Genomic DNA, 18,747 nt, shown 5'->3' on the forward strand with positions numbered 1-18,747 from the left:
GGGGCTGAGAGAGCACGCGCCATGGCGGCCAAGCCGGACCCCAAGATCAAGGTCATCGCCGAGAACCGGCGCGGGCGCTTCGACTATGAGATCCTCGACACCTTCGAGGCCGGGCTCCAGCTGACCGGCACCGAGGTGAAGTCGCTGCGCGCCGCCAAGGCGACCATCGGCGAGAGCTATGCCGGGCCTTCGGGCGAGGAGTTCTTCCTCTTCAACTGCAACATTCCCGAATATCTGCAGGCCAACCGCTTCAACCACGAGCCGAAGCGGCCGCGCCGCCTGCTCCTGCACAAGCGCGAGATCGCCAAGCTGACCGGGGCGGTGCAGCGCGACGGCCTCACCGTCGTGCCGCTCAAGCTCTATTTCAACGAGCAGGGCCGGGCGAAGCTCCAGCTCGCGCTCGCCCGCGGCAAGAAGCTGCACGACAAGCGCGAGACCGAGAAGAAGCGCGACTGGCAGCGCGACCAGGCACGGATCATGCGGGACCGGGGGTAGCTACTTTGTGAGGTACTGCGATGTATACAGAACGTACAGAACGCAGAAGGCCGCTACCGGTGCTATGAATGCCATCAAGACAGTTTGCCAAATGTATAGCTGGAATATCAATCTCCAATAAAAGCGGCGTAAATATGTAAAATATCCTCGCCATGTCGTTGTGTCCACTGTTGACTTTGATGTCCGCATTCGATGGATTTGGAAGTCCATTTCCGCGTGATTGTCATGGATTCGGGTGAGGGCGCGATGATAGTCTACATTAAATTTGTCGATATTTTCCGCGGTGACTTTGTTAAGTAAGATATTGATTTCAAGTGATTTGCATATTTCGCCAATTGCGCGTGCGGACTGAAGAAACAATTCGCTCCGAACTTCATGTCGTTTGCTTGCTTCGAGTAGGCTGAATGCCACTACGAAGAACGAAAATATCATGCTCATCGACACAAGAGCCGATTTTGCTGTTGGATTGAGAGTGGCATCAAACACTAGCAGTACGACAGATGCCGAGAAGACCCAAGTTGATAGAATGACAATCGAGAGATTTGAGGTACGAGAGGCACTCTTGTGCCTGCGGCCCGCCTCAAATTGAGCGCCTGCCGTCATGCGGCCATATCGGCAATAGCGCTCTGCTGTGTCGGTCAGTCGTTGCTGGAGATCTGAAGCAGCTACTAGCGGGCCGACTGGAGGGGTTTCGGATGACAAGATGTCCTCTTAAATTCGTGAACCGTAAGGTAAGGTGCACTATTTAAAGAATATGACGCCCGTCGTCGCAAGGAAAAGTTGAAATCATGACCTACAAGCTCGACCACGTGGTCATCCACGTCAGCGACTGGGAGCGCTCCAACGCCTTCTACCGCGACGTTCTGGGGGCGGAGGTGGTGCCGCGCGGCGCCGGCTTCGCCTACAGGATCGGCGACATCCGCCTGAACTGCCACGGCCCCGGCGTCACCGTGAACGCCGTGGCGCGGGTTCCGGTCATGCCCGGCAATTCCGACATCTGCTTCGTCTGGGACGGGCCGATCAGCGGGGCGGCCGAGCACCTGACGCGGCTCGGCGTGCCGGTCGAGCTCGGGCCGGTGGCGACCAATGGGGTCGGCGGGCCAGCGACCTCGGTCTATTTCCGCGACCCCGACGGCTCGCTGCTGGAATTCCTGAGCTATCACGGCCAGGTCTCGGCCTGATCCCGGTCCGGAATGACGGAACCCCGGCCGCGGGACGCGACCGGGGTTCCGCTGCAGCGGCGGGAGGGAGCGAGGCGGCGGCCGGGGGCTGACCCGCCGGCTCGCTCCGGCGCCGGCCGTCAGCCCATCGCCTTCTGGAAGTTGGCGGCGGCCTTGTCCCAGTTCACCACGTTCCACCAGGTGGTCACGTAGTCGGGGCGGCGGTTCTGGTACTTGAGGTAATAGGCGTGCTCCCACACGTCGATGCCCATGACCACGCCCTTGACGCCGTCCATCAGCGGATTGTCCTGGTTGGGCGTGGAGACGACGGCGAGCTTGCCGTCGCGGCCGACCACCAGCCAGCCCCAGCCCGAGCCGAAGCGGCCGACGGAGGCCTGGTTGAACTGCTGGCGCATCTTGTCGACGTCGCCGAAGGTCGCGTTGATCGCCTGGAGCAGCGGCCCGGAGGGCTGCTTGGCGCCGCCGGGGGTCATGATGTCCCAGAAGTGCACGTGGTTCCAGTAGCCTCCGAGCGTATTGCGGACGCCGGGGCGCAGGTTTTCCGGCACGGCGGAGAGGTTGCGCAGGACCTTCTCGGTATTGGCGGGCTTCAGCTCGTCATAGGTCTTGGCGGCATTGTTGATGGTGGCGAGGAAGGCCGCGTGGTGACGCGTGTGGTGGATCTCCATCGTCATCTTGTCGATGTGCGGCTCCAGCGCGTCGTAGGCATAGCCGATCGGGGGCAGGGTGAAGGGCCCGCTGGCGGCCTGGGCGAAGACCCTGTGGCTCGCCGGGATGGACATCGTGGCGCCGATGGCGGCGGCGGTGCCGAACAGCTTGAGGGCGTGGCGTCGGTTCATCGGTTTCGTCTCCCGTGTCTCAGACCCGCTTCGAGGGGCGGTCTTTGAGGCAACACCGGAGAAGAGCAGCCCGGACGCGGAGGAGGGATCACGAAGCCGTGAACGGCGTCAGGAGAGCAGGCTCCAGGGTAGCCAGGGCACGACGACGTCGGTCGCCACCGCCATGGCGATCGCGCCGAACAGGGCGGAGACGATCGGCCAGCGGTCGAGGAGAGCGAGGACGAGCGCGGGCAGCACCAGAATCACCCAGTAGAGGGTCACGAGAATGGCCCCCAGCATGTGGAATCCGTCGGCGCGTGCCGCCGGAACGGCGAAGGCCGCGACGAGGCCGCCGAGCCAGAACAGCGTGCCGAGGCCGCCGGCCGCGAGGCTCGCCATGCGGAGGATGCGGCGCAGGGAAGGCGACATGGGCGGGGTCTCCGGGTGGGCGGGAGCGCGGCGATCACCGCGCTCCTGTGTCGCAGCCGGCCCGCCCCGGGTTCACGCCCCGTCGAGGTGGCGGCGGACGGCGGCGAAGACGGCGCGGAACATCTGCGGCGTGAGTACGCCGGTATTCGTGTTGTAGCGCGAGCAGTGATAGCTGGAGAACAGCGTGACGGCGCCGAGCGCATGGACGCCGCCGTGGCTGAACGGCACCCGCGAGGGCTTGAGCCCGAGGGCCCGGACGGCGCTGTCGTGGCCGATCTTGCCGAGCGTCACCACCGCCCGGAGCTTCGGCATGGCGGCGATGGTGGCGGCCAGGAAGCCGCGGCAGGTGGCGATCTCCTCCGTCGTCGGCTTGTTCTCGGGCGGCACGCAACGCACCGCATTGGTGATGCGGGTGTCGAGGAGAACGAGCCCGTCGTCGGGCCGCTCGTCATAGGTGCCGGCGGCGAAGCCGAAGCCGATCAGCGTCTCGTAGAGGAGGTCGCCGGCCCAGTCGCCGGTGAAGGGCCGCCCCGTGCGGTTGGCGCCCTGCAGGCCGGGCGCCAGGCCGACGATGAGCAGGCGCGCATCGGCGCCGCCGAAGGAGGGCACCGGCGCATTGTGCCAGTCGGCATGGGCCGCCCGCTGCCGCTCGCGGAAGGCGACGAGGCGCGGGCAGAGGGGGCAGTCGCGCCCCGGCTGGTCCGGACAGGCCATGGAAGGTCAGCGGTCGGCGAAATCGTCGCCGGCGACCGGGGAGGTGGGGGCGATGGGCCGCGGCGGCCGCGGGCGGTCACGCACGAAACCCGGCACGTCGGCGCCCGGCGCCCGGAGCGGCCGCTCGGAGGGGTCGCGTCCGACGCGCTGGGCGAGATGGGCGAGGTCGATGAACTCGTCGGCCTGCCGGCGCAACTCGTCGGCGATCATCGCCGGCTGGACCGAGACGGTGGAGACCACCGAGACCTTGACGCCGCGGCGCTGCAGCGCCTCCACCAGCGAGCGGAAGTCGCCGTCGCCGGAGAACAGCACGATGTGGTCGACGCGCGGCGCGAGCTCCATGGCGTCCACCGCCAGCTCGATGTCCATATTGCCCTTCACCTTCCGGCGGCCCATGGAATCGGTGAACTCCTTGGCGGCCTTGGTGACCACGGTGAAGCCGTTGTAGTCGAGCCAGTCGATCAGCGGGCGGATGGAGGAATATTCCTGGTCCTCCACCAGAGCGGTGTAATAGTACGCCCGCAACAGGTAGCCGCGGCTCCGGAACTCGCCGAGCAGCCGCTTGTAGTCGATATCGAACCCAAGTGTTTTTGCAGTGGCGTAAAGGTTAGCCCCGTCGATGAAGAGGGCAATGCGTTCGTTTCCAGTCGACATGACGTAACGTCCTCGGGGGTCAATCCAGTGAAGAAAAGGCTGACTTGGGCGGGAATGGGTCGAAGCGTGACAAGGCGGGTCTTTCAAAACGCTGGGCCAGAGGCCAGCTTAGAACGTTCCTAACCTATACAGGCTGTTCTATAGCAAGCTCATTCTGCCGAAACAATCTGATAATTGGTATCGTTCCCCAGGGTTGCGCAGGTTCCGTGCCGCGTCTCCGGCGTTCCGGCCAAATCGGCCGCGACGCCTTGTATCGCGGCGCGGCAATGGCTATACACGCCAGCTTGCCGGACAGATGCCTGTCCCCATGGCCCCATCCCGTTTTTTTCCGAGGACAAGCGATGGCCCGCGTCACCGTCGAGGATTGCATCGACAAGGTCGATAACCGCTTCGAGCTCGTGCTCGTCGCCAGCCACCGCGCGCGCATGCTCGCCGCCGGCTCGCCGATCACCATCGACCGCGACCGCGACAAGAACCCCGTCGTCGCCCTGCGCGAGATCGCCGACGCTACCGTCTCGCCCGACGACCTGCGCGAGGACCTGATCCACTCGCTGCAGAAGTATGTCGAGGTGGACGAGCCCGAGCCGGACATGGTGCCGATGATCGCCGCCCCCGGCGCCACCGCCGACGACGCCGACGTCGCCATGGACCGCATGAGCGAGGAAGACCTGCTGCGCGGCCTGGAAGGCCTGAAGCCGCCGGAGGACACCGACGACGACGACGGCCTCTGAGCCGTCCCGAGTCGTCTGCCTCACGAGGGCGGCCCCGGCGGGCCGCCCTTTTGCATGGCGGCCTCGACCAGGCCTAGACCGCCTCGGCCCTTGCCGCATCGCCCCGCCGCGATGCTATCCTGATGGGCTCTCGAACGAATTCGCGCCGGTGATCCTTTTCCCATGATGCGTCAGTACGAGCTGGTGGAGCGCGTCAAGCGCTACAACCCCAGGGCCGACGAGGCCCTGCTCGACCGCGCCTATGTCTATGCCATGCTCGCCCACGGCACGCAGAAGCGCGCCTCCGGCGACCCCTATTTCTCCCATCCGCTGGAAGTGGCGGCCATCCTCACCGACCTCAAGGTGGACGACGCCACCATCGTCTCGGCCCTGCTGCACGACACGATCGAGGACACCGCCGCCACCAAGGACGACATCCGCGAGAAGTTCGGCGCCGCCATCGCCGAGCTCGTCGACGGCCTGACCAAGCTGAAGAAGCTCGACCTCGTCTCCAAACAGGCCGTGCAGGCGGAGAATTTGAGGAAGCTCCTCCTCGCCATCACCTCCGACGTGCGCGTGCTGCTGGTGAAGCTCGCCGACCGCCTGCACAACATGCGCACGCTCCACTACGTGCCCCAGGCCAAGCGCGACCGCGTCGCCCAGGAGACGCTGGACATCTACGCCCCGCTCGCCGGCCGCATGGGCATGCACGACATGCGCGAGGAGCTGGAGGACCTGGCCTTCCGCCAGATCAATGCCGAGGCCTACGAGGCCCTCGAGCAGCGCCTCGGCCGCCAGCGCGAGGCCGCCGCCGCCGTCATCGAGGAGATCGAGACCCAGCTCGCCCGCAAGCTGGCGGGGGAGGGCATCAGCGCCGAGGTCACCGGACGGCTGAAGAAGCCTTATTCGATCTACCGCAAGATGGAGCGCAAGTCGGTCTCCTTCGAGCAGCTCTCCGACATCGTCGCCTTCCGCATCCTCGTCGACGACATCGCCGACTGCTACGCCGCCGTCGGCATCATCCACACCACCTGGCCGGCCGTGCCGCTGCGCTTCAAGGACTATATCTCCACGCCGAAGGGCAACGACTACCGCTCCATCCACACCACCGTCATCGGCCCGCAGAGCCAGCGCGTCGAGATGCAGATCCGCACCCGCCAGATGCACGAGATCGCCGAATACGGCATCGCCGCCCACGCCCTTTACAAGGACGGCGCCGAGCATACCGAGAGCAGCGCCTATGCCTGGCTGCGCCGCACGGTGGAGATGCTCGCCCACGGCGACAACCCCGAGGAATTCCTCGAACACACCAAGCTCGAGCTCTTCTCCGACCAGGTCTATTGCTTCACGCCGAAGGGCCGGCTCATCGCCCTGCCGCGCAAGGCCAACTGCATCGACTTCGCCTATGCGGTGCACACCGACATCGGCAACCACTGCGCCAGAGCCCGCATCAACGGCGTCGAGCGGCCGCTCGTCACCGAGCTGCAGAACGGCGACGAGGTGGAGATCATCACCGATCCCAAGGCGACGCCGTCCCCCGCCTGGGAGAGCATCGTCGTCACCGGCCGCGCCCGCTCCGCCATCCGCCGCGCCACCCGCATGGCGACCCGCGCGCAATATCTCGAACTCGGCCGCCGCATCGTCCAGACCCTCTTCACCCGCGCCGGCAAGCCTTTTTCCGACGACATCATCCGCGCCGGCCTGAAGCGCCTCGCCCGCGCCGGTGTCGAGGACGTGTTCTGGGCGGTGGGCCGCAACGAGATCCCCGCGGACGACGTGCTGAAGGCCGTCCATCCGGACTTCAAGGGCGAGATGCCCCTCGGCCCCAAGCCCGGCGAGGGCTGGTTCGGCGTCACCGGCGAGACCTCGCTGAAATTCCAGGTGCCGGAATCGGAGGGGGCCATCCCCATCCGCGGCATCAATCTCGACCTGCCCGTGCGCTTCTCCAAGGAGGGCGGTGCCGTGCCGGGCGACCGCATCGTCGGCATCATGACGCCCGGCGAGGGGATCACCATCTTCCCCATCCAGTCGCCGGCCCTCGCGGCCTACGACAACGAGCCGGAGCGCTGGCTCGACGTGCGCTGGGACGTGGACGAGGCCCGCCGCGCCCGCTACCCCGCCCGCATCGCCGTGAAGTCGCGCAACGCACCGGGCTCGCTGGCCGCGGTGACGCAGGTGATCGCCGACAATGACGGCAACATCGACAACCTCAGGATGCAGCGCACCACGGCGGACTACACCAACGTCGCCATCGACCTCGAGGTCTGGGACCTCAAGCACCTGAACGCCATCATCGCGGGGATCCGGACCCTGCCCATGACGGCCGAGGCGCAGCGGGTGTTCGAGTAGGGCTCGGCCCGTCACGGCGCCACCCGCCTTCCGCGAACTGCCATGCGCCGCGCCATGACCGGCGGCTTCGAGCCTACGTCGCGGGGGATCGTGCTGCATCCGATGTGCCTCCGCGGGGAAGGGGCGGGCGGACCCGGCTGGTTGCCGGTCACGCTGCGGCCGGCGACCGGCTGTTCCCCAAGAGATGGCTGCGGCAGCAGAGGTATTCACCTGCCATTCAGGCGGGAACGTCGACAGTCGACACACGACCTGCCGCAAGGCGGTTACGACGAACACAGTCGCCACTCCGAAGTGTTATAGATGTCATCTGTAGAATGGCGTGGCGCCGAAGCATCGGCGTTGGATGGCGTGCGCATTGATCCTGTCGGACCTGCGGCAAGACAACGGTCCGCGGCAATGTTGTTGGACGTTCGCGTCGGGTCGAGACTCCGGTGTCGTCATTCCGTTGCGGGATGACGCTAGTCCGGTCTTCTGATCTGCGGTAGCCTCGACGGCGGGGCAGTCGGGTGAAACATCACCCAGGGGGACTTTCGATGCGTTACGGTCATCTCGTCGTCGTGCTGGCGGGGCTCGCCGCCAGTTCTCCTGCGCGCGCCCAGGTGGAGCCTTGGGGTGGCAATGTCCCCGGCTGGACGTTCTCGCAAGGCGCCGAGGCGCGCAATGCCGTCAATTGCCGCGCCGTCCAGGGCTCGACGGTCATCTCGCGGGTGAGCACGGGCCGCACCTATCTGTCGGTGCCGGCACCGGCCAATCTGCCGGTGGGGCGCTACACCGAAGGGCGAGCGTCGGTTGTCGTCGGCGGCCAGGCGGAGCCGGTGGATGCCGACCGCCAGAGCGGCGGACGCCTTCTCTTCTTCATCGATGCCGGCCTCTATCCCGCGCTGACGCGGGCGAGGGGGTTCCAGTGGCGCGTCTCGGGGCCCGGAGGCGGCATCGTCTCCGGATCGGTGGGGCTGTCGGGTGACGTCGGCCAGGCCATCGCGGAACTCGGCCGTTGCCTCGCCGCCAACCGTTCCGCGGCGGCGCCCTCGCCGCAACCGCCGCGTCCGGTCCAGCCCCAGGGACAGAGCGGCGGCGTCGTGTCGCTCTTCTCGCAGTCTGAAGGCGGCCTGTGTCTCGGCGCCGCCGCGGGCATGCTGAACATCGGCCTCGTCACCGAATGCCGGAAGCCGCCCGCCCGGCTCAGGATCGATGCCGCCGCCCGGCGCATCCGGCTGGGCGACCAGCCGAACCTCTGCCTCAGCTTCGCGGTGGGCACCTTCGCCCAGATCAACGACCTGATGGTCGCCCCCTGCGACCGCATCACGGTCGACCTCGTCTACGACCGCGCCTCGATGCAGATCCGCAGCCCGCAGGGCAATGTCTGCGTCGGCGCAGAGGGGGGCCTGAGGGACTTCGCAAAGCTCAAGATGCAGCCCTGTTCGGCCAGCGCGCCAGGCCAGCGCTGGGTTCTCAACGCGCCGATCGCGGCGCCCCTGGCGCGGCCGTGAGGCCGCTCCGCCCTCTTCCACCCTCCGCCGGCGCGCCGGCCCGACATTCCGGAACCCCCGCCATGGCAAGAACGCCCCTCCTGACCCTCGCAGCCCTCCTGGTCTCCGGTGCCGCCTTCGCCCAGGGCGCGCCCGGCGACGCCACGTTTTGCCGGCAATATGCCGACACGGTCGCCACCGCCGCCGAGGATGCGATCCGCTCCAATCCCGCCTGTCTCGACCCCGGCCGCGGCGTTCACGGCGACCGCGACATGCACCGCCAGTGGTGCGCCCGCACCCCGCAGGATCGCGTGGAGAGCGCGTCTGTGCACGTCCGCCGGCTCGCGGCCCGCTGCGGCGCCCTGCTCGTGGCGCCGCAGGACTACGGCGGCTATGCCATCGTCGGCGACGGCCAGATGGAACAGCCCTACGGCCGCGCCCGCCAGTGGCAGGTGAACGCCGCCTTCAGCGGCCGCCTGTTCATGTACTGCGTGGCCGAGACCCGGATCGGCGACAGCACCGTGCGCATCGGCGTCGACCGCGCCATGCCCGGCGACGGCATGCAGTGGCAGCTGGCCGTGCCGGTCAAGTCGAACCCGGACTGGCAGGGGCGCCTGGAGATAGACGGCAGTGAGCCCGCCGGCCGCGCCGGCGCCGACGTCAGCGGCACGGCCGTCTTCGACTGGACCATCGCCTGGCTGAACATGGGCCAGGTGGACGCGCTGCGGAACGGCCAGCAGGCCGTCATGGGGGTCGGCCGCGCCGATTACGACTTCAGCCTCGCGGGCATCGCCGCCGCCATTACCAAGGTGGAGGAGTGCCGCCAGCGCCTCGGCCGCGCGACGCCCGCCTCGGCCGGGGGGCAGGCCCCCTCGCGGCCGCAGTTCGATGCGCCGGCGCCGCGCCAGACCCAGGCCCAGCCGCCGCGCCAGCCGGCGGTGGTCAATGCGCCGACCATCTTCGCCCTGCGCTCCAATACCGGGCTCTGCGTGCGCCATGTCGGCGGCAACGGCCCCGGGTCCGCCGATCTCGTGCTGGCCCGCTGCGACGCCGCCACCATGTTCAACTTCGTCACCACCGGCGACGCGATCCGCCTGTCGGAGCGCCACGGCACCTGCGCCAGCGTCAACCGCATGCCGGAGCCGCCGGAGGAGGTCATGATGATCCCGTGCCGCGACACGCAGGACCGCTGGCGCTTCAACGAGGGCACCGGCCAGATCCGCAACGGCGACAATTACTGCTGGTCCCTGGCCGGCCCGGCCCGGCCCGGCACCAAGATCGTCGGCACGCCCTGCCGGCCCAACGTCGCCAACCAGCGCTTCGACGTGCAGATGTGACGGGGAGGGGCCCCGCCGCGGCGGCGGGGCCCCTTCAAGACCATGATGCGGAAATCGGTCTCGCAGTCGCCCTCGACGCCGCGCGTCGCCGCGAAGGCGGCGCGGACCCCGTCGCGGTCGGCCGGATGGATGCGCGCCGACAGGTCCTCGAACGTCAGCGCGCCGGTCGCCTCCACCGCCCATAGGGCGAAGCCCTGCTCGTCCATGGCCAAGCCGTCCTCTGCCACGTTCCACGACCACAGGGCGACGCCGGCAGCGTGGATGGCGCGGCGCAGGCTGTCGGGCGTCCAGTGGCTGAAGGACAAAACGACGCCTGACGGGTTGTGGGGGTGGGGAGAGCCTATGGTTTTAGCGGCGGGAGGGGGGATACGTGGGGACGGGCGCTGGGACGTTCAAGAGGCGCGGCGCGCCCGCTACCCCGCCCGTATCGCGGTGAAGTCATGAAACGCGCCGGGCCCGTTCGCGGCAGTGCCGTAAATGGATGAAGCCAATCACCTGCGCCTGCTGCGCTTCGCGGCGTATGACAGGGATGTCGTTATTGGTCTCAAGGTATGACACCTCCTGCCTGAACGTCATCATAACCGGGCTCAGACCCCGCAGAACACGGCTAAAGCGCACAGACGAGTGCAAGCGGGGGATTTTTCCGTGCCGCTACCTTGCCATCCGCTTCGCTTCGCTGTTGACTAAATGATCATTGTATCGCGTTGAGCGTGTATCAGGGAGCAGGGATTGCTGTGCCTGTGGAGGACGAGGAAAAAATCAAACAGCTTGTGTCGCAGGGGAAAATATCAGCTGTATCACTGGATACAAATGTATTTGACAGCCATAAGCTAAATTTTAGTAGTCCAAGTTTTCGTGCTCTTGAGCGGCTACCATCAATACCGTTCTCTGTTGTCATCTCGAGTACTGTAAAAAACGAAGTGCAGCGGCATATCGAGAAAGCGGCTAGTGAGGCGCTGCGGAATGTGAAAGAAGCGTTGGGCCATGCTATATTTGTGTTTGGTACAATGTCTCCTAGTCGAGATGAAATGCTGTCTCAGGTCACTGGAGGAAGGAATCCTGCAGATATCGCAGATAAGCGGCTTCGGGATTTCATAAAGAACACAAATGCGTATTTGATTGACGATACTAGAATCGTGGCGACGTCCGCGATTTTTTCAGCCTATTTTGATGGCAAGCCCCCCTTTAAGCGCGGTAAGAAGACCGAGTTTCCAGATGCTCTAGCGCTATTTGGACTGGAGCAGGCTGCGGTAAAGCTAGACACTCGGTATCTGATCGTTTCCGAAGACAGAGATTGGCGTGATTTCTGTGAAGAGTCCAAGCATTTGTATATAGTCGACAGATTGGAGAAAGCGCTCGCAATCATTCAAAGCGCCCCAATTGCTCTGCGTAGGTCAGTGCTTGATTGGCTGGGCAGAACTGGAGAGGGAAGAGATGTTCTGCGTGCTGAACTGACAGAATATGTAGAAACACGCGATGTGGATGCATACGCCTTCCCAAGTTCTGGGGAAGTGGATATCGAAGCGTGGTCTCCTGAATTGGTGGATCTGGTCTGGCCTTCTGAAGTTGATATTGATATTATCGAGATCGGAAAGGGGGATGTCGGTACAGTTTTAACTGTAACGGTGCCGCTGACGGCGAAAATTAAGACGACATTAGATTTGGCTTTTTCGATTTGGGATTCGGTAGATCGTGAGTCTGTGCCGCTGGCGGGTCGATCAGTGGAGTTAGAGAAAAGTAAAGACATTCTTGCTACGATCGTCATTAAGGCAAGGAGCGTAGCGGAAAATAAATACGAATTCGAGATCGAATCTATTGAATATGATTTGGATCGGATTAGCGTTAGTCTAGGAGAGGTGGACATTTTTGAGTTTGAAGAGCCAGACTATGAATGAAGCTAGGAGAGCCCTTTAGTCGTTCCTGATTAGCTGCGCGCGGAAGAAAAATGTTCCGATTGCTGGGGCGAGGTGGTGTCTGCCACCCCCCGCATTGACTCACCCACCCCATTCGTCGTCTCTCCCGTCGACCCCAGACGGATGCACCACCCATGACCCCTGACGACGTGCTCGCCGAATTCCGCGCCGCGGGCGCCCTGCTCGAAGGCCATTTCATCCTGTCCTCGGGCCGTCGGTCCCCGGTTTTCCTGCAGAAGATGTTCGTGTTCATGGACCCGGAGCGAACGGCGCGGCTCTGCGCGGCCCTCGCCGAGAAGGTGCGCGCGCAGTTCGGCCGCATCGACTATGTCGTCTCGCCGGCCGTCGGCGGCATCGTGCCGGGCTACGAGACGGCCCGCCAGCTCGGCGCCAAGGCCATCTTCGTCGAGCGCGAGAACGGCGAGTTCACGCTCCGCCGCGGCTTCGAGATCCCTTCAGGAGCCCGCGTGCTGGTGGTCGAGGACATCGTCACCACGGGCCTCTCCACCCGCGAATGCCTCGCGGCGATTGCCGGCCATCCCGGCGAGACGGTGGGCGCGGCGGTGCTGGTGGACCGCTCGGGGGGCAAGGTCGATGTCGGCGTGCCGCTGGTCTCGCTCCTCTCCTGGTACGTGCCCGACTATGCCGCCGACGCCCTGCCGCCGGAGCTCGAGGCCCTGCCGGCGGTGAAGCCCGGCTCGCGCGGCATCCAGGGAGCCAAGCCTTGAGCGTGCCGGGGCCGTCGGACGAGCTCTCGCCGGGGCGCTCGCGCCTGCTGGTCGGCCTCTTCGTGGTGCTGACCGGGCTCGTCATCCTCGTGCCCAACGCCCTGCCGGTCCTCACCTGGTGGCAGGCGAGCCGCGGCGAGGCGGTCACCGCCCGCTGGGTCGGCTCGGAAACCGCCACGTCCAGCCGCGACACGGTGGGCGTGCCGACCTTCGTCTTCGAGCGGCGCATCGGCCCCATGCCGCAGGAATGCCGCGTGCCGCTGGTGCAGTATCGCCACGCGCCGGGCGGCAAGCCCCTGCACGAGACGCTGCAGGTGGTGCCGGGCACCCGCTGCGAGGACCTGGTCGTGCTCAACGATCCGCCGCGCGAGCGCCTGCCGCTCATCCTCCTCGGCCTCGCCGTGCTCGGCGGCGGGCTGTGGCTGACCCTCCTGGCGCGGAGGCGGCCGGCGTGATCATCGGCATCGGCTCCGACCTCTGCGACATCCGCCGCATCGAGAAGTCGCTGGAGCGCCACGGCGAGCGCTTCACCCACCGCCTCTTCACCGATGTGGAGCGGGCGCGGGCGGAGGGGAGGGCGCACCGCGCCGCCACCTATGCCAAGCGCTTCGCGGCGAAGGAGGCCTGCGCCAAGGCGCTCGGCACCGGCATCCGCCGCGGGGTCTTCTGGAAGGACATGGGCGTCGCCAACATGCCCTCCGGCGCGCCCACCATGATCCTCACCGGCGGCGCGCTTGAGCGGGCGAAGGCGCTCACCCCCGCCGGCCATCGCCTCGTCATCCACCTGACCATCACCGACGATTTCCCGATGGCGCAGGCTTTCGTCATCCTCGAGGCCTTGGCGGAGACGCCCGCCGCGGCGGGATGAACGCCCGTTCACGGCGGTGCCACGATGCCGCCATTTTGCGTTCAGAACCGGTTCAACGGGGAACCGCTACACAGCTCCCACGTTCTTAAGGGGTCCGCAGCGAGGCGCGTCGCGCCACGAGATCCCGGACGGACAGAAAGGGGCATTCTCATGCTTTCCCGTTCCTTCAAGGCCACCGTCGCCGCCGTTGTCGTCGCCGCCGGTGTCGCCACCCTCGCGGCTCCCGCCGAGGCCCAGTATCGCCGCCACTACCGCGGTGACCGTGGCGCCGCCATCGGCGCCGGCATCGCGCTCGGCATCATCGGTCTCGGCGCCGCGGCCATCGCCGCCGACCAGCGCCGCCAGGCCTATGACGACTATTACGGCCCGCGCCACCGCTACTACGACGAGCCGGCCTATTATTACGAGGCGCCGCGGGTCCGCTACCGCCGCGGCCCGGCGGTGGACGACCGCTACCCCCACACGTTCCGCTACTACGACTGAGCGGAGCGCCGGTCTCATGCAGCGGCCCCCTCGCGGGGGCCGTTTGCGTTTCAGCCGACGAGGGAGAGCACCAGCGGGATGGTGAGGACGGCCATCAGCGTCTGCACGGTGAGGATTTCCGCCATGAGCGGGGCGTCGCCGCCCATCTGTCGCGCCAGGATGTAGGCGCCGGACGCGCTCGGCATGGCGGCCGAGAGGATGGCGACCTTCAGCGCCACGCCGTCGACGCCCAGCGCCATGGCGATGCCGCCCGCCATGGCCGGCATGAGCAGCAGCTTCAGCGCCGTCGTGACCCAGGTGATGGCGCGCGGCTTCAGGGCCGCACCGACGTCGAGCCCGGCGCCCACCAGCAGGAGCCCGGTGCCGAGCGCGGCGGCCCCGAGGATGTCGCCGAAGCGCATCGCGATGACCGGCAGCGGAATGCCGACGACGTTGATGACGATGCCGAGCACCGAGGACCAGATGAAGGGATTGGCGGCCAGCGCCTTGACGGTCGGGCCGATCACCACCGGCTTGTCCTGGGCGTAGCGCTGGAGGACCACCACGGCGAGCACGTTGAGCAGCGGGATCATCGCCGCCACCGAGATGGCGGTCAGCGTCAGGCCGATCTGGCCGTAGAGCGCGCCGGCGGTGGCGATGGCGACGAAGGAGTTCCACCGCGTCGCGCCCTGGAAGACCGAGGTGAAGGCCGGCCCGTCGGTGCCGAGCGTGCGGGCGAGAAGCGGCCGCAGCGCCAGCAGGATCGCCGCCATGGCGAGGATGCCGGCGATCAGCGACAGGCCCATGGCCAGAACCGGCACCGAGCGCAGGTCCGCCTTGGCCATGGTCATGATGATCATGGCCGGGAAGAAGACGTAGTAGGTGGCGCGCTCGAGCCCCCGCCAGCCCGCCTCGTCGATCAGCGGCAGCGCTCTCAGCCAGGCGCCGAGCACGATGATGAGGAAGACTGGCGTCAGGCTGGCGATGATGGGGAACATGGGACGGGTCGCGAGAGGCGGGGAGGGGTCTTCGATCACGTGGCGGGCCGGCGCGCAAGCCGCGGGGCGCATGAGGGGGTGGCGCAGGGCAGGGTCCTGGCGCCATCGACGTCGCTGCGCGAGGCGCGCGGACGAGCGTCCGGCGCGGCCCTGACGTTCGCGCCGGTGCCTCCCGGAAATCACGCCGCCGTGCTTTGGTGCGATTCCAAAGGGAGGACAACAACCATGGCGAAACGCCCCACCGGCACCACCAGCAAGGCCCCGCGCGGCATGCGCAAGGGGCTCACCGCCTATGGCGATCCCGGTTTCTCCCTGTTCCTGCGCAAGGCCTTCATCAAGGCGGCGGGCTATTCGGACGACGCCCTCGACCGGCCGATCATCGGCATCACCGACACCTTCTCAGACTACAATCCCTGCCACGGCAATGTCCGCCAGCTCGTCGAGGCGGTGAAGCGCGGCGTCATGCTGTCGGGCGGACTGCCCTTCGCCTTCCCCACCGTGTCGATCCACGAGAGCTTCTCCAACCCGACCTCCATGTTCCTCCGGAACCTCATGGCCATCGACACGGAGGAGATGATCCGCGCCCAGCCGATGGACGCGGTGGTTCTGATCGGCGGCTGCGACAAGACCGTGCCGGCCCAGCTGATGGGCGCGGCCTCGGCCGACGTGCCGGCCATTCAGCTCATCACCGGCCCCATGCTGGTGGGCCATTACAAGGGCGAGGTGCTGGGCGCCTGCACCGATTGCCGCCGGCTCTGGGCCATGCACCGCGCCGGCAAGATCGACGAAGAGGAGATCGAGGCCGTCTCGGGGCGCCTCGCGCCCACCGTCGGCACCTGCATGGTCATGGGCACGGCCTCGACCATGGGCTGCCTCACCGAGGCGCTGGGCATGGCCCTGCCCCATACCGGCACCATCCCCGCGACCCATGCCGACCGCATCCGCGCGGCGGAAGCCTCGGGGCGCGAGGCGGTGAAGATGGCGGCGGCCGGCCGCAAGCCGAAGGACGTCATCACCCAGGCCTCGCTCAGGAACGCCATGGTGGTGCTGCAGGCCATCGGCGGCTCCACCAACGCGGTCGTCCATCTGGCGGCGCTCGCCGGACGGCTCGGCCTGACGTGGGACCTCGAAGAGCTCGACAGGCTCGGCCGCGAGGTGCCCGTCCTCCTCGACCTCAAGCCCGCCGGCTCCAACTACATGGAGCATTTCCACTGGTCGGGCGGCGTGCCGCGCCTCCTCCAGGAGCTGAGAGACCATCTCGACCTCGACGCCCCGACCGTCACCGGAGAGCGGCTCGGCGACTGGGTGGACCGGGCCGAGCAGGTGCCGGGCCAGACCATCATCCGCTCGCTCGGCCAGCCGCTGAAGAAGACCGGCGCCCATGCGGTGCTGCGCGGCTCGCTGGCGCCGGGCGGCGCGGTGATCAAGGCCGCGGCGGCGACCCCGAAGCTGATGGTCCATACCGGCCGGGCCGTGGTCTTCGAGGATGTCGAGGACATGACCAACCGCATCGACGACCCCGATCTCGACGTCACCGCCGACGACATCCTCGTCATGCGCAATGCCGGGCCGAAGGGCCATCCGGGCATGCCGGAGGCGGGCCTGCTGCCGATCCCCAAGAAGCTGGCGCAGCAGGGCGTCACCGACATGATCCGCATCTCCGACGCGCGCATGTCCGGCACCGCCTACGGCACCATCGTGCTGCACGTGACGCCCGAGGCGGCGGAGGGTTCGCCGCTGGCCCTGGTTCGCTCCGGCGACCGCATCAGCCTCGACGTGCCGAACCGGCGGGTGGACCTGTTGGTCGACGAGGCCGAGCTCGCGGAGCGCCGCAAGGGATGGAAGAAGCCGAAGCACATGCGCCAGCGCCAGCGCGGCTACCGCAAGCTCTACCTCGACCACGTGACCCAGGCCGACAAGGGCTGCGACTTCGACTTCCTGGAGAAGTGAGGGGGCGGCCGCCGGGCGTCCCGCGGCCTCAACCCCCGTCCATCCCCCACACCATCTCCTCGGTCCAGCCGAGTTCCGCGAACTCTGCGGCCCTCAGCGGCGCCTCGCCGATGGAGAAGAACTCGTCGAGCTGCGGCGGCTTCACCGCCGTTCCCGCCAGCATGGCGTGGGCCTGGCCGCGATGGTGGATCTGGTGCTGGAAGAGGTGCATCAGGAGCCGGTCGCGCCGCTCCACCTGGACTCGGGTGATCCGGTTCACCCTGACTTCGCCGTCGAGCGCCGTGTCGGTCAGGGCGTCGCACATGGCGATGAGACGGCGGTCCACCGCCGCCTGTTCGCGCTTCAGGTCCGCGAGGGCGGGGCAGGGGATCTCGTTCTCCCAGGCCTTCGGCCCGAGGTCGCCGCCCTCCAGCGCATCGGCGTAGAACCAGTCGATGACGAGGATGTGGTTCAGCGTCGCCTGGAGGCTGGGGAAGAAGCCCGTCCGGGCCGCGGCGAACGCCTCCGGCGTCAGCGCCGCGCAGGCCGTCAGCAGGCGATGGTTTGCCCAGGCGTTGTTGTAGGCGAAGGCGCGGAAGGTCTGGACGTTCGAGGCGGGCATGGCAGGCGTCTCCTGGGTCAGGCGGCCCCCATCGCCGCCGTCGGGCCGAAACGTTGCTCGAACGTCGACCGCAGGATGGCATCAACCTCGGCCATGGTCACCGGCAGGCCGAGATCGACCAGGCTCGTGACCCCGTAGCGCGGGTCGGCGATGCCGCAGGGCACGATGCCGCCGAAATGGGAGAGGTCCGGCTCGACGTTCAGCGAAATACCGTGCAGCGTCACCCAGCGCTTCACGCGGATGCCGATGGCCGCGATCTTGTCCTCGAAGCCCTCGCCCTTGTCCGGCCGTTTCACCCAGACGCCGACGCGGTCCTCGCGCCGCTCGCCGCGGATGTTGAAGGCGTCCAGCGTGCCGATGATCCAGTCCTCCAGCCCCGCCACGAAGACGCGGAGGTCGCGCTTGCGGCGGTTGAGGTCGAGCATCACATAGGCCACCCGCTGGCCCGGCCCGTGATAGGTCATCTGCCCGCCGCGGCCGGCCTCGAAGACGGGGAATCGCGCGTCGACCACACCCTCGGCGGTCGCGGAGGTGCCGGAGGTGTAGAGAGGGGGGTGTTCGAGCAGCCAGACGCGTTCCCGCGCGGTTCCTGCCGAAATCGCCGCGACATGGCCCTCCATGGCCGCCAGCGCCTCGGGATAGGGCACGAGGCCCTCGCTGATCACCCATTCGACCGGCGGCGCGTCGGCCGGCGCGGCGAGGCCCAGCACCAGATTGGAACGATCGTTTACCACTCGTTCACCATGTTTGGTCAGGGTGCTCGGGAACCCGCGACGTGCATTTGGCAAAAGGCGACATGGCCCAGCTCGAAACAGTATCCCTCGACATCTCCGTGGTCCTCGGCACGACCGTCATGCCGATCCACCAGATGCTGCGCATGGCCCGCGGCGCCATCATCGAACTCGATGCCACGGAGGACGACGAGGTGCAAATCCTCGCCAACGACATGCCCATCGCGCGGGGGCAGGTGGTCATCAACGGCAACCGCATCGGCGTTCAGATCACGGAGATGCTGCCGCGGCCGATCGAGTTGCGCTGAATAGTTGACTCAGTCAACTAAATCGGCGAGCG

Annotated in this window: 22 protein-coding genes; 13 read left to right on the forward strand and 9 right to left on the reverse strand. The window is 67.0% G+C overall.

The window, feature by feature from the left end; genetic code table 11:
• Positions 1-21 precede the first annotated feature (21 nt).
• The gene (gene smpB / locus C6569_RS05480; RefSeq protein ID WP_106747889.1) at positions 22-495 is read left to right on the forward strand and encodes an SsrA-binding protein SmpB; all 474 of its coding nucleotides are present in this window, start codon (positions 22-24) and stop codon (positions 493-495) included.
• Here the strand turns inward: smpB and C6569_RS21675 are convergent, their stop codons facing one another.
• Positions 496-1,197 carry an SLATT domain-containing protein gene (locus C6569_RS21675; protein WP_146144740.1) on the reverse strand — a complete coding sequence of 234 codons (702 nt, stop codon included), beginning with the start codon at positions 1,195-1,197 and terminating at the stop codon, positions 496-498. It abuts the gene before it with no gap.
• 86 nt (positions 1,198-1,283) lie between these two features.
• On the opposite strand from C6569_RS21675, the gene C6569_RS05485 reads away from it, so the two are divergent.
• Positions 1,284-1,676 (forward strand): VOC family protein, encoded by a 393-nt coding sequence (locus C6569_RS05485; RefSeq protein WP_106747891.1) that lies wholly within the window; start codon positions 1,284-1,286, stop codon positions 1,674-1,676.
• 119 nt (positions 1,677-1,795) lie between these two features.
• Here C6569_RS05485 and C6569_RS05490 read toward each other — a convergent pair whose 3' ends face one another.
• The 4 genes from C6569_RS05490 to C6569_RS05505 form a co-directional block, all read right to left on the reverse strand.
• Complete coding sequence (locus tag C6569_RS05490; protein ID WP_281260391.1) at positions 1,796-2,515, reverse strand: superoxide dismutase; 720 nt, start codon at positions 2,513-2,515, stop codon at positions 1,796-1,798.
• 108 nt (positions 2,516-2,623) lie between these two features.
• The gene (locus C6569_RS05495) at positions 2,624-2,923 is read right to left on the reverse strand and encodes a hypothetical protein (RefSeq protein ID WP_106747892.1); all 300 of its coding nucleotides are present in this window, start codon (positions 2,921-2,923) and stop codon (positions 2,624-2,626) included.
• Between the two features lie 72 nt (positions 2,924-2,995).
• Positions 2,996-3,637, reverse strand: a complete 642-nt coding sequence (locus C6569_RS05500) for a uracil-DNA glycosylase (RefSeq protein WP_106747894.1) — start codon at positions 3,635-3,637, stop codon at positions 2,996-2,998.
• Between the two features lie 6 nt (positions 3,638-3,643).
• On the reverse strand, positions 3,644-4,291 hold the full coding sequence (locus tag C6569_RS05505; protein ID WP_106747895.1) for a LabA-like NYN domain-containing protein: 648 nt from the start codon (positions 4,289-4,291) through the stop codon (positions 3,644-3,646).
• A gap of 341 nt (positions 4,292-4,632) precedes the next feature.
• Here C6569_RS05505 and rpoZ point away from each other — a divergent pair, with 341 nt between their 5' ends.
• The 4 genes from rpoZ (at position 4,633) to C6569_RS05520 (ending at position 10,156) form a co-directional block, all read left to right on the forward strand.
• Positions 4,633-5,022 (forward strand): DNA-directed RNA polymerase subunit omega, encoded by a 390-nt coding sequence (gene rpoZ, locus C6569_RS05510; RefSeq protein ID WP_106747897.1) that lies wholly within the window; start codon positions 4,633-4,635, stop codon positions 5,020-5,022.
• A 162-nt stretch (positions 5,023-5,184) separates the two neighbouring features.
• Positions 5,185-7,350 (forward strand): RelA/SpoT family protein, encoded by a 2,166-nt coding sequence (locus tag C6569_RS05515; RefSeq protein WP_106747899.1) that lies wholly within the window; start codon positions 5,185-5,187, stop codon positions 7,348-7,350.
• A 533-nt stretch (positions 7,351-7,883) separates the two neighbouring features.
• Complete coding sequence (locus C6569_RS21895) at positions 7,884-8,840, forward strand: RICIN domain-containing protein (RefSeq protein ID WP_181313922.1); 957 nt, start codon at positions 7,884-7,886, stop codon at positions 8,838-8,840.
• A gap of 62 nt (positions 8,841-8,902) precedes the next feature.
• A complete protein-coding gene (locus C6569_RS05520; protein ID WP_181313923.1) occupies positions 8,903-10,156 on the forward strand; it encodes a ricin-type beta-trefoil lectin domain protein in 1,254 nt (417 codons plus the stop codon).
• Here C6569_RS05520 and C6569_RS21900 read toward each other — a convergent pair.
• Positions 10,054-10,461, reverse strand: a complete 408-nt coding sequence (locus tag C6569_RS21900; protein WP_181313924.1) for a hypothetical protein — start codon at positions 10,459-10,461, stop codon at positions 10,054-10,056. The two genes, C6569_RS05520 and C6569_RS21900, sit on opposite strands and share 103 nt — an antisense overlap.
• Positions 10,462-10,866: 405 nt before the next feature.
• On the opposite strand from C6569_RS21900, the gene C6569_RS21680 reads away from it, so the two are divergent.
• The 5 genes from C6569_RS21680 to C6569_RS05545 all read left to right on the forward strand — a co-directional run bounded on the left by C6569_RS21680 (position 10,867) and on the right by C6569_RS05545 (position 14,148).
• A complete protein-coding gene (locus tag C6569_RS21680) occupies positions 10,867-12,051 on the forward strand; it encodes a PIN domain-containing protein (RefSeq protein WP_245898317.1) in 1,185 nt (394 codons plus the stop codon).
• A 152-nt stretch (positions 12,052-12,203) separates the two neighbouring features.
• Positions 12,204-12,797, forward strand: a complete 594-nt coding sequence (gene pyrE / locus C6569_RS05530) for an orotate phosphoribosyltransferase (RefSeq protein WP_106747902.1) — start codon at positions 12,204-12,206, stop codon at positions 12,795-12,797.
• Positions 12,794-13,252: a hypothetical protein gene (locus tag C6569_RS05535; protein ID WP_106747903.1), complete on the forward strand. Its 459-nt coding sequence runs from the start codon at positions 12,794-12,796 to the stop codon at positions 13,250-13,252. Before pyrE ends, C6569_RS05535 begins: the two co-directional genes overlap by 4 nt.
• Positions 13,249-13,665: a holo-ACP synthase gene (gene acpS, locus C6569_RS05540; protein ID WP_106747905.1), complete on the forward strand. Its 417-nt coding sequence runs from the start codon at positions 13,249-13,251 to the stop codon at positions 13,663-13,665. The genes C6569_RS05535 and acpS overlap by 4 nt, the downstream gene beginning before the upstream one ends.
• 150 nt (positions 13,666-13,815) lie before the next feature.
• Positions 13,816-14,148: a hypothetical protein gene (locus C6569_RS05545; RefSeq protein ID WP_106747907.1), complete on the forward strand. Its 333-nt coding sequence runs from the start codon at positions 13,816-13,818 to the stop codon at positions 14,146-14,148.
• Between the two features lie 50 nt (positions 14,149-14,198).
• Here C6569_RS05545 and C6569_RS05550 read toward each other — a convergent pair whose 3' ends face one another.
• Positions 14,199-15,125 (reverse strand): AEC family transporter, encoded by a 927-nt coding sequence (locus tag C6569_RS05550; protein WP_106747909.1) that lies wholly within the window; start codon positions 15,123-15,125, stop codon positions 14,199-14,201.
• 225 nt (positions 15,126-15,350) lie between these two features.
• Here C6569_RS05550 and C6569_RS05555 point away from each other — a divergent pair, with 225 nt between their 5' ends.
• Complete coding sequence (locus C6569_RS05555) at positions 15,351-17,075, forward strand: IlvD/Edd family dehydratase (RefSeq protein WP_106747910.1); 1,725 nt, start codon at positions 15,351-15,353, stop codon at positions 17,073-17,075.
• A 28-nt stretch (positions 17,076-17,103) separates the two neighbouring features.
• Here C6569_RS05555 and C6569_RS05560 read toward each other — a convergent pair whose 3' ends face one another.
• Both C6569_RS05560 and lipB read right to left on the reverse strand, forming a co-directional pair.
• Complete coding sequence (locus tag C6569_RS05560) at positions 17,104-17,676, reverse strand: DinB family protein (protein WP_106747911.1); 573 nt, start codon at positions 17,674-17,676, stop codon at positions 17,104-17,106.
• Between the two features lie 17 nt (positions 17,677-17,693).
• Complete coding sequence (lipB, locus tag C6569_RS05565) at positions 17,694-18,410, reverse strand: lipoyl(octanoyl) transferase LipB (RefSeq protein ID WP_106747912.1); 717 nt, start codon at positions 18,408-18,410, stop codon at positions 17,694-17,696.
• Between the two features lie 62 nt (positions 18,411-18,472).
• Here lipB and C6569_RS05570 point away from each other — a divergent pair, with 62 nt between their 5' ends.
• A complete protein-coding gene (locus tag C6569_RS05570) occupies positions 18,473-18,715 on the forward strand; it encodes a FliM/FliN family flagellar motor switch protein (protein WP_106747913.1) in 243 nt (80 codons plus the stop codon).
• Positions 18,716-18,747: the final 32 nt, after the last annotated feature.

This window comes from Phreatobacter cathodiphilus (assembly GCF_003008515.1).
Lineage (GTDB): Bacteria > Pseudomonadota > Alphaproteobacteria > Rhizobiales > Phreatobacteraceae > Phreatobacter > Phreatobacter cathodiphilus.

Coding starts and splice junctions, on each gene's coding strand:
- smpB (WP_106747889.1), top strand. CDS start 22: ATGGCGGCCAAGCCGGACCCCAAGATCAAGGTCATCGCCGAGAACCGG.
- C6569_RS05485 (WP_106747891.1), top strand. CDS start 1,284: ATGACCTACAAGCTCGACCACGTGGTCATCCACGTCAGCGACTGGGAG.
- C6569_RS05490 (WP_281260391.1), bottom strand. CDS start 2,515: ATGAACCGACGCCACGCCCTCAAGCTGTTCGGCACCGCCGCCGCCATC.
- C6569_RS05495 (WP_106747892.1), bottom strand. CDS start 2,923: ATGTCGCCTTCCCTGCGCCGCATCCTCCGCATGGCGAGCCTCGCGGCC.
- C6569_RS05500 (WP_106747894.1), bottom strand. CDS start 3,637: ATGGCCTGTCCGGACCAGCCGGGGCGCGACTGCCCCCTCTGCCCGCGC.
- C6569_RS05505 (WP_106747895.1), bottom strand. CDS start 4,291: ATGTCGACTGGAAACGAACGCATTGCCCTCTTCATCGACGGGGCTAAC.
- rpoZ (WP_106747897.1), top strand. CDS start 4,633: ATGGCCCGCGTCACCGTCGAGGATTGCATCGACAAGGTCGATAACCGC.
- C6569_RS05515 (WP_106747899.1), top strand. CDS start 5,185: ATGATGCGTCAGTACGAGCTGGTGGAGCGCGTCAAGCGCTACAACCCC.
- C6569_RS21895 (WP_181313922.1), top strand. CDS start 7,884: ATGCGTTACGGTCATCTCGTCGTCGTGCTGGCGGGGCTCGCCGCCAGT.
- C6569_RS05520 (WP_181313923.1), top strand. CDS start 8,903: ATGGCAAGAACGCCCCTCCTGACCCTCGCAGCCCTCCTGGTCTCCGGT.
- pyrE (WP_106747902.1), top strand. CDS start 12,204: ATGACCCCTGACGACGTGCTCGCCGAATTCCGCGCCGCGGGCGCCCTG.
- C6569_RS05545 (WP_106747907.1), top strand. CDS start 13,816: ATGCTTTCCCGTTCCTTCAAGGCCACCGTCGCCGCCGTTGTCGTCGCC.
- C6569_RS05550 (WP_106747909.1), bottom strand. CDS start 15,125: ATGTTCCCCATCATCGCCAGCCTGACGCCAGTCTTCCTCATCATCGTG.
- C6569_RS05555 (WP_106747910.1), top strand. CDS start 15,351: ATGGCGAAACGCCCCACCGGCACCACCAGCAAGGCCCCGCGCGGCATG.
- C6569_RS05560 (WP_106747911.1), bottom strand. CDS start 17,676: ATGCCCGCCTCGAACGTCCAGACCTTCCGCGCCTTCGCCTACAACAAC.
- C6569_RS05570 (WP_106747913.1), top strand. CDS start 18,473: ATGGCCCAGCTCGAAACAGTATCCCTCGACATCTCCGTGGTCCTCGGC.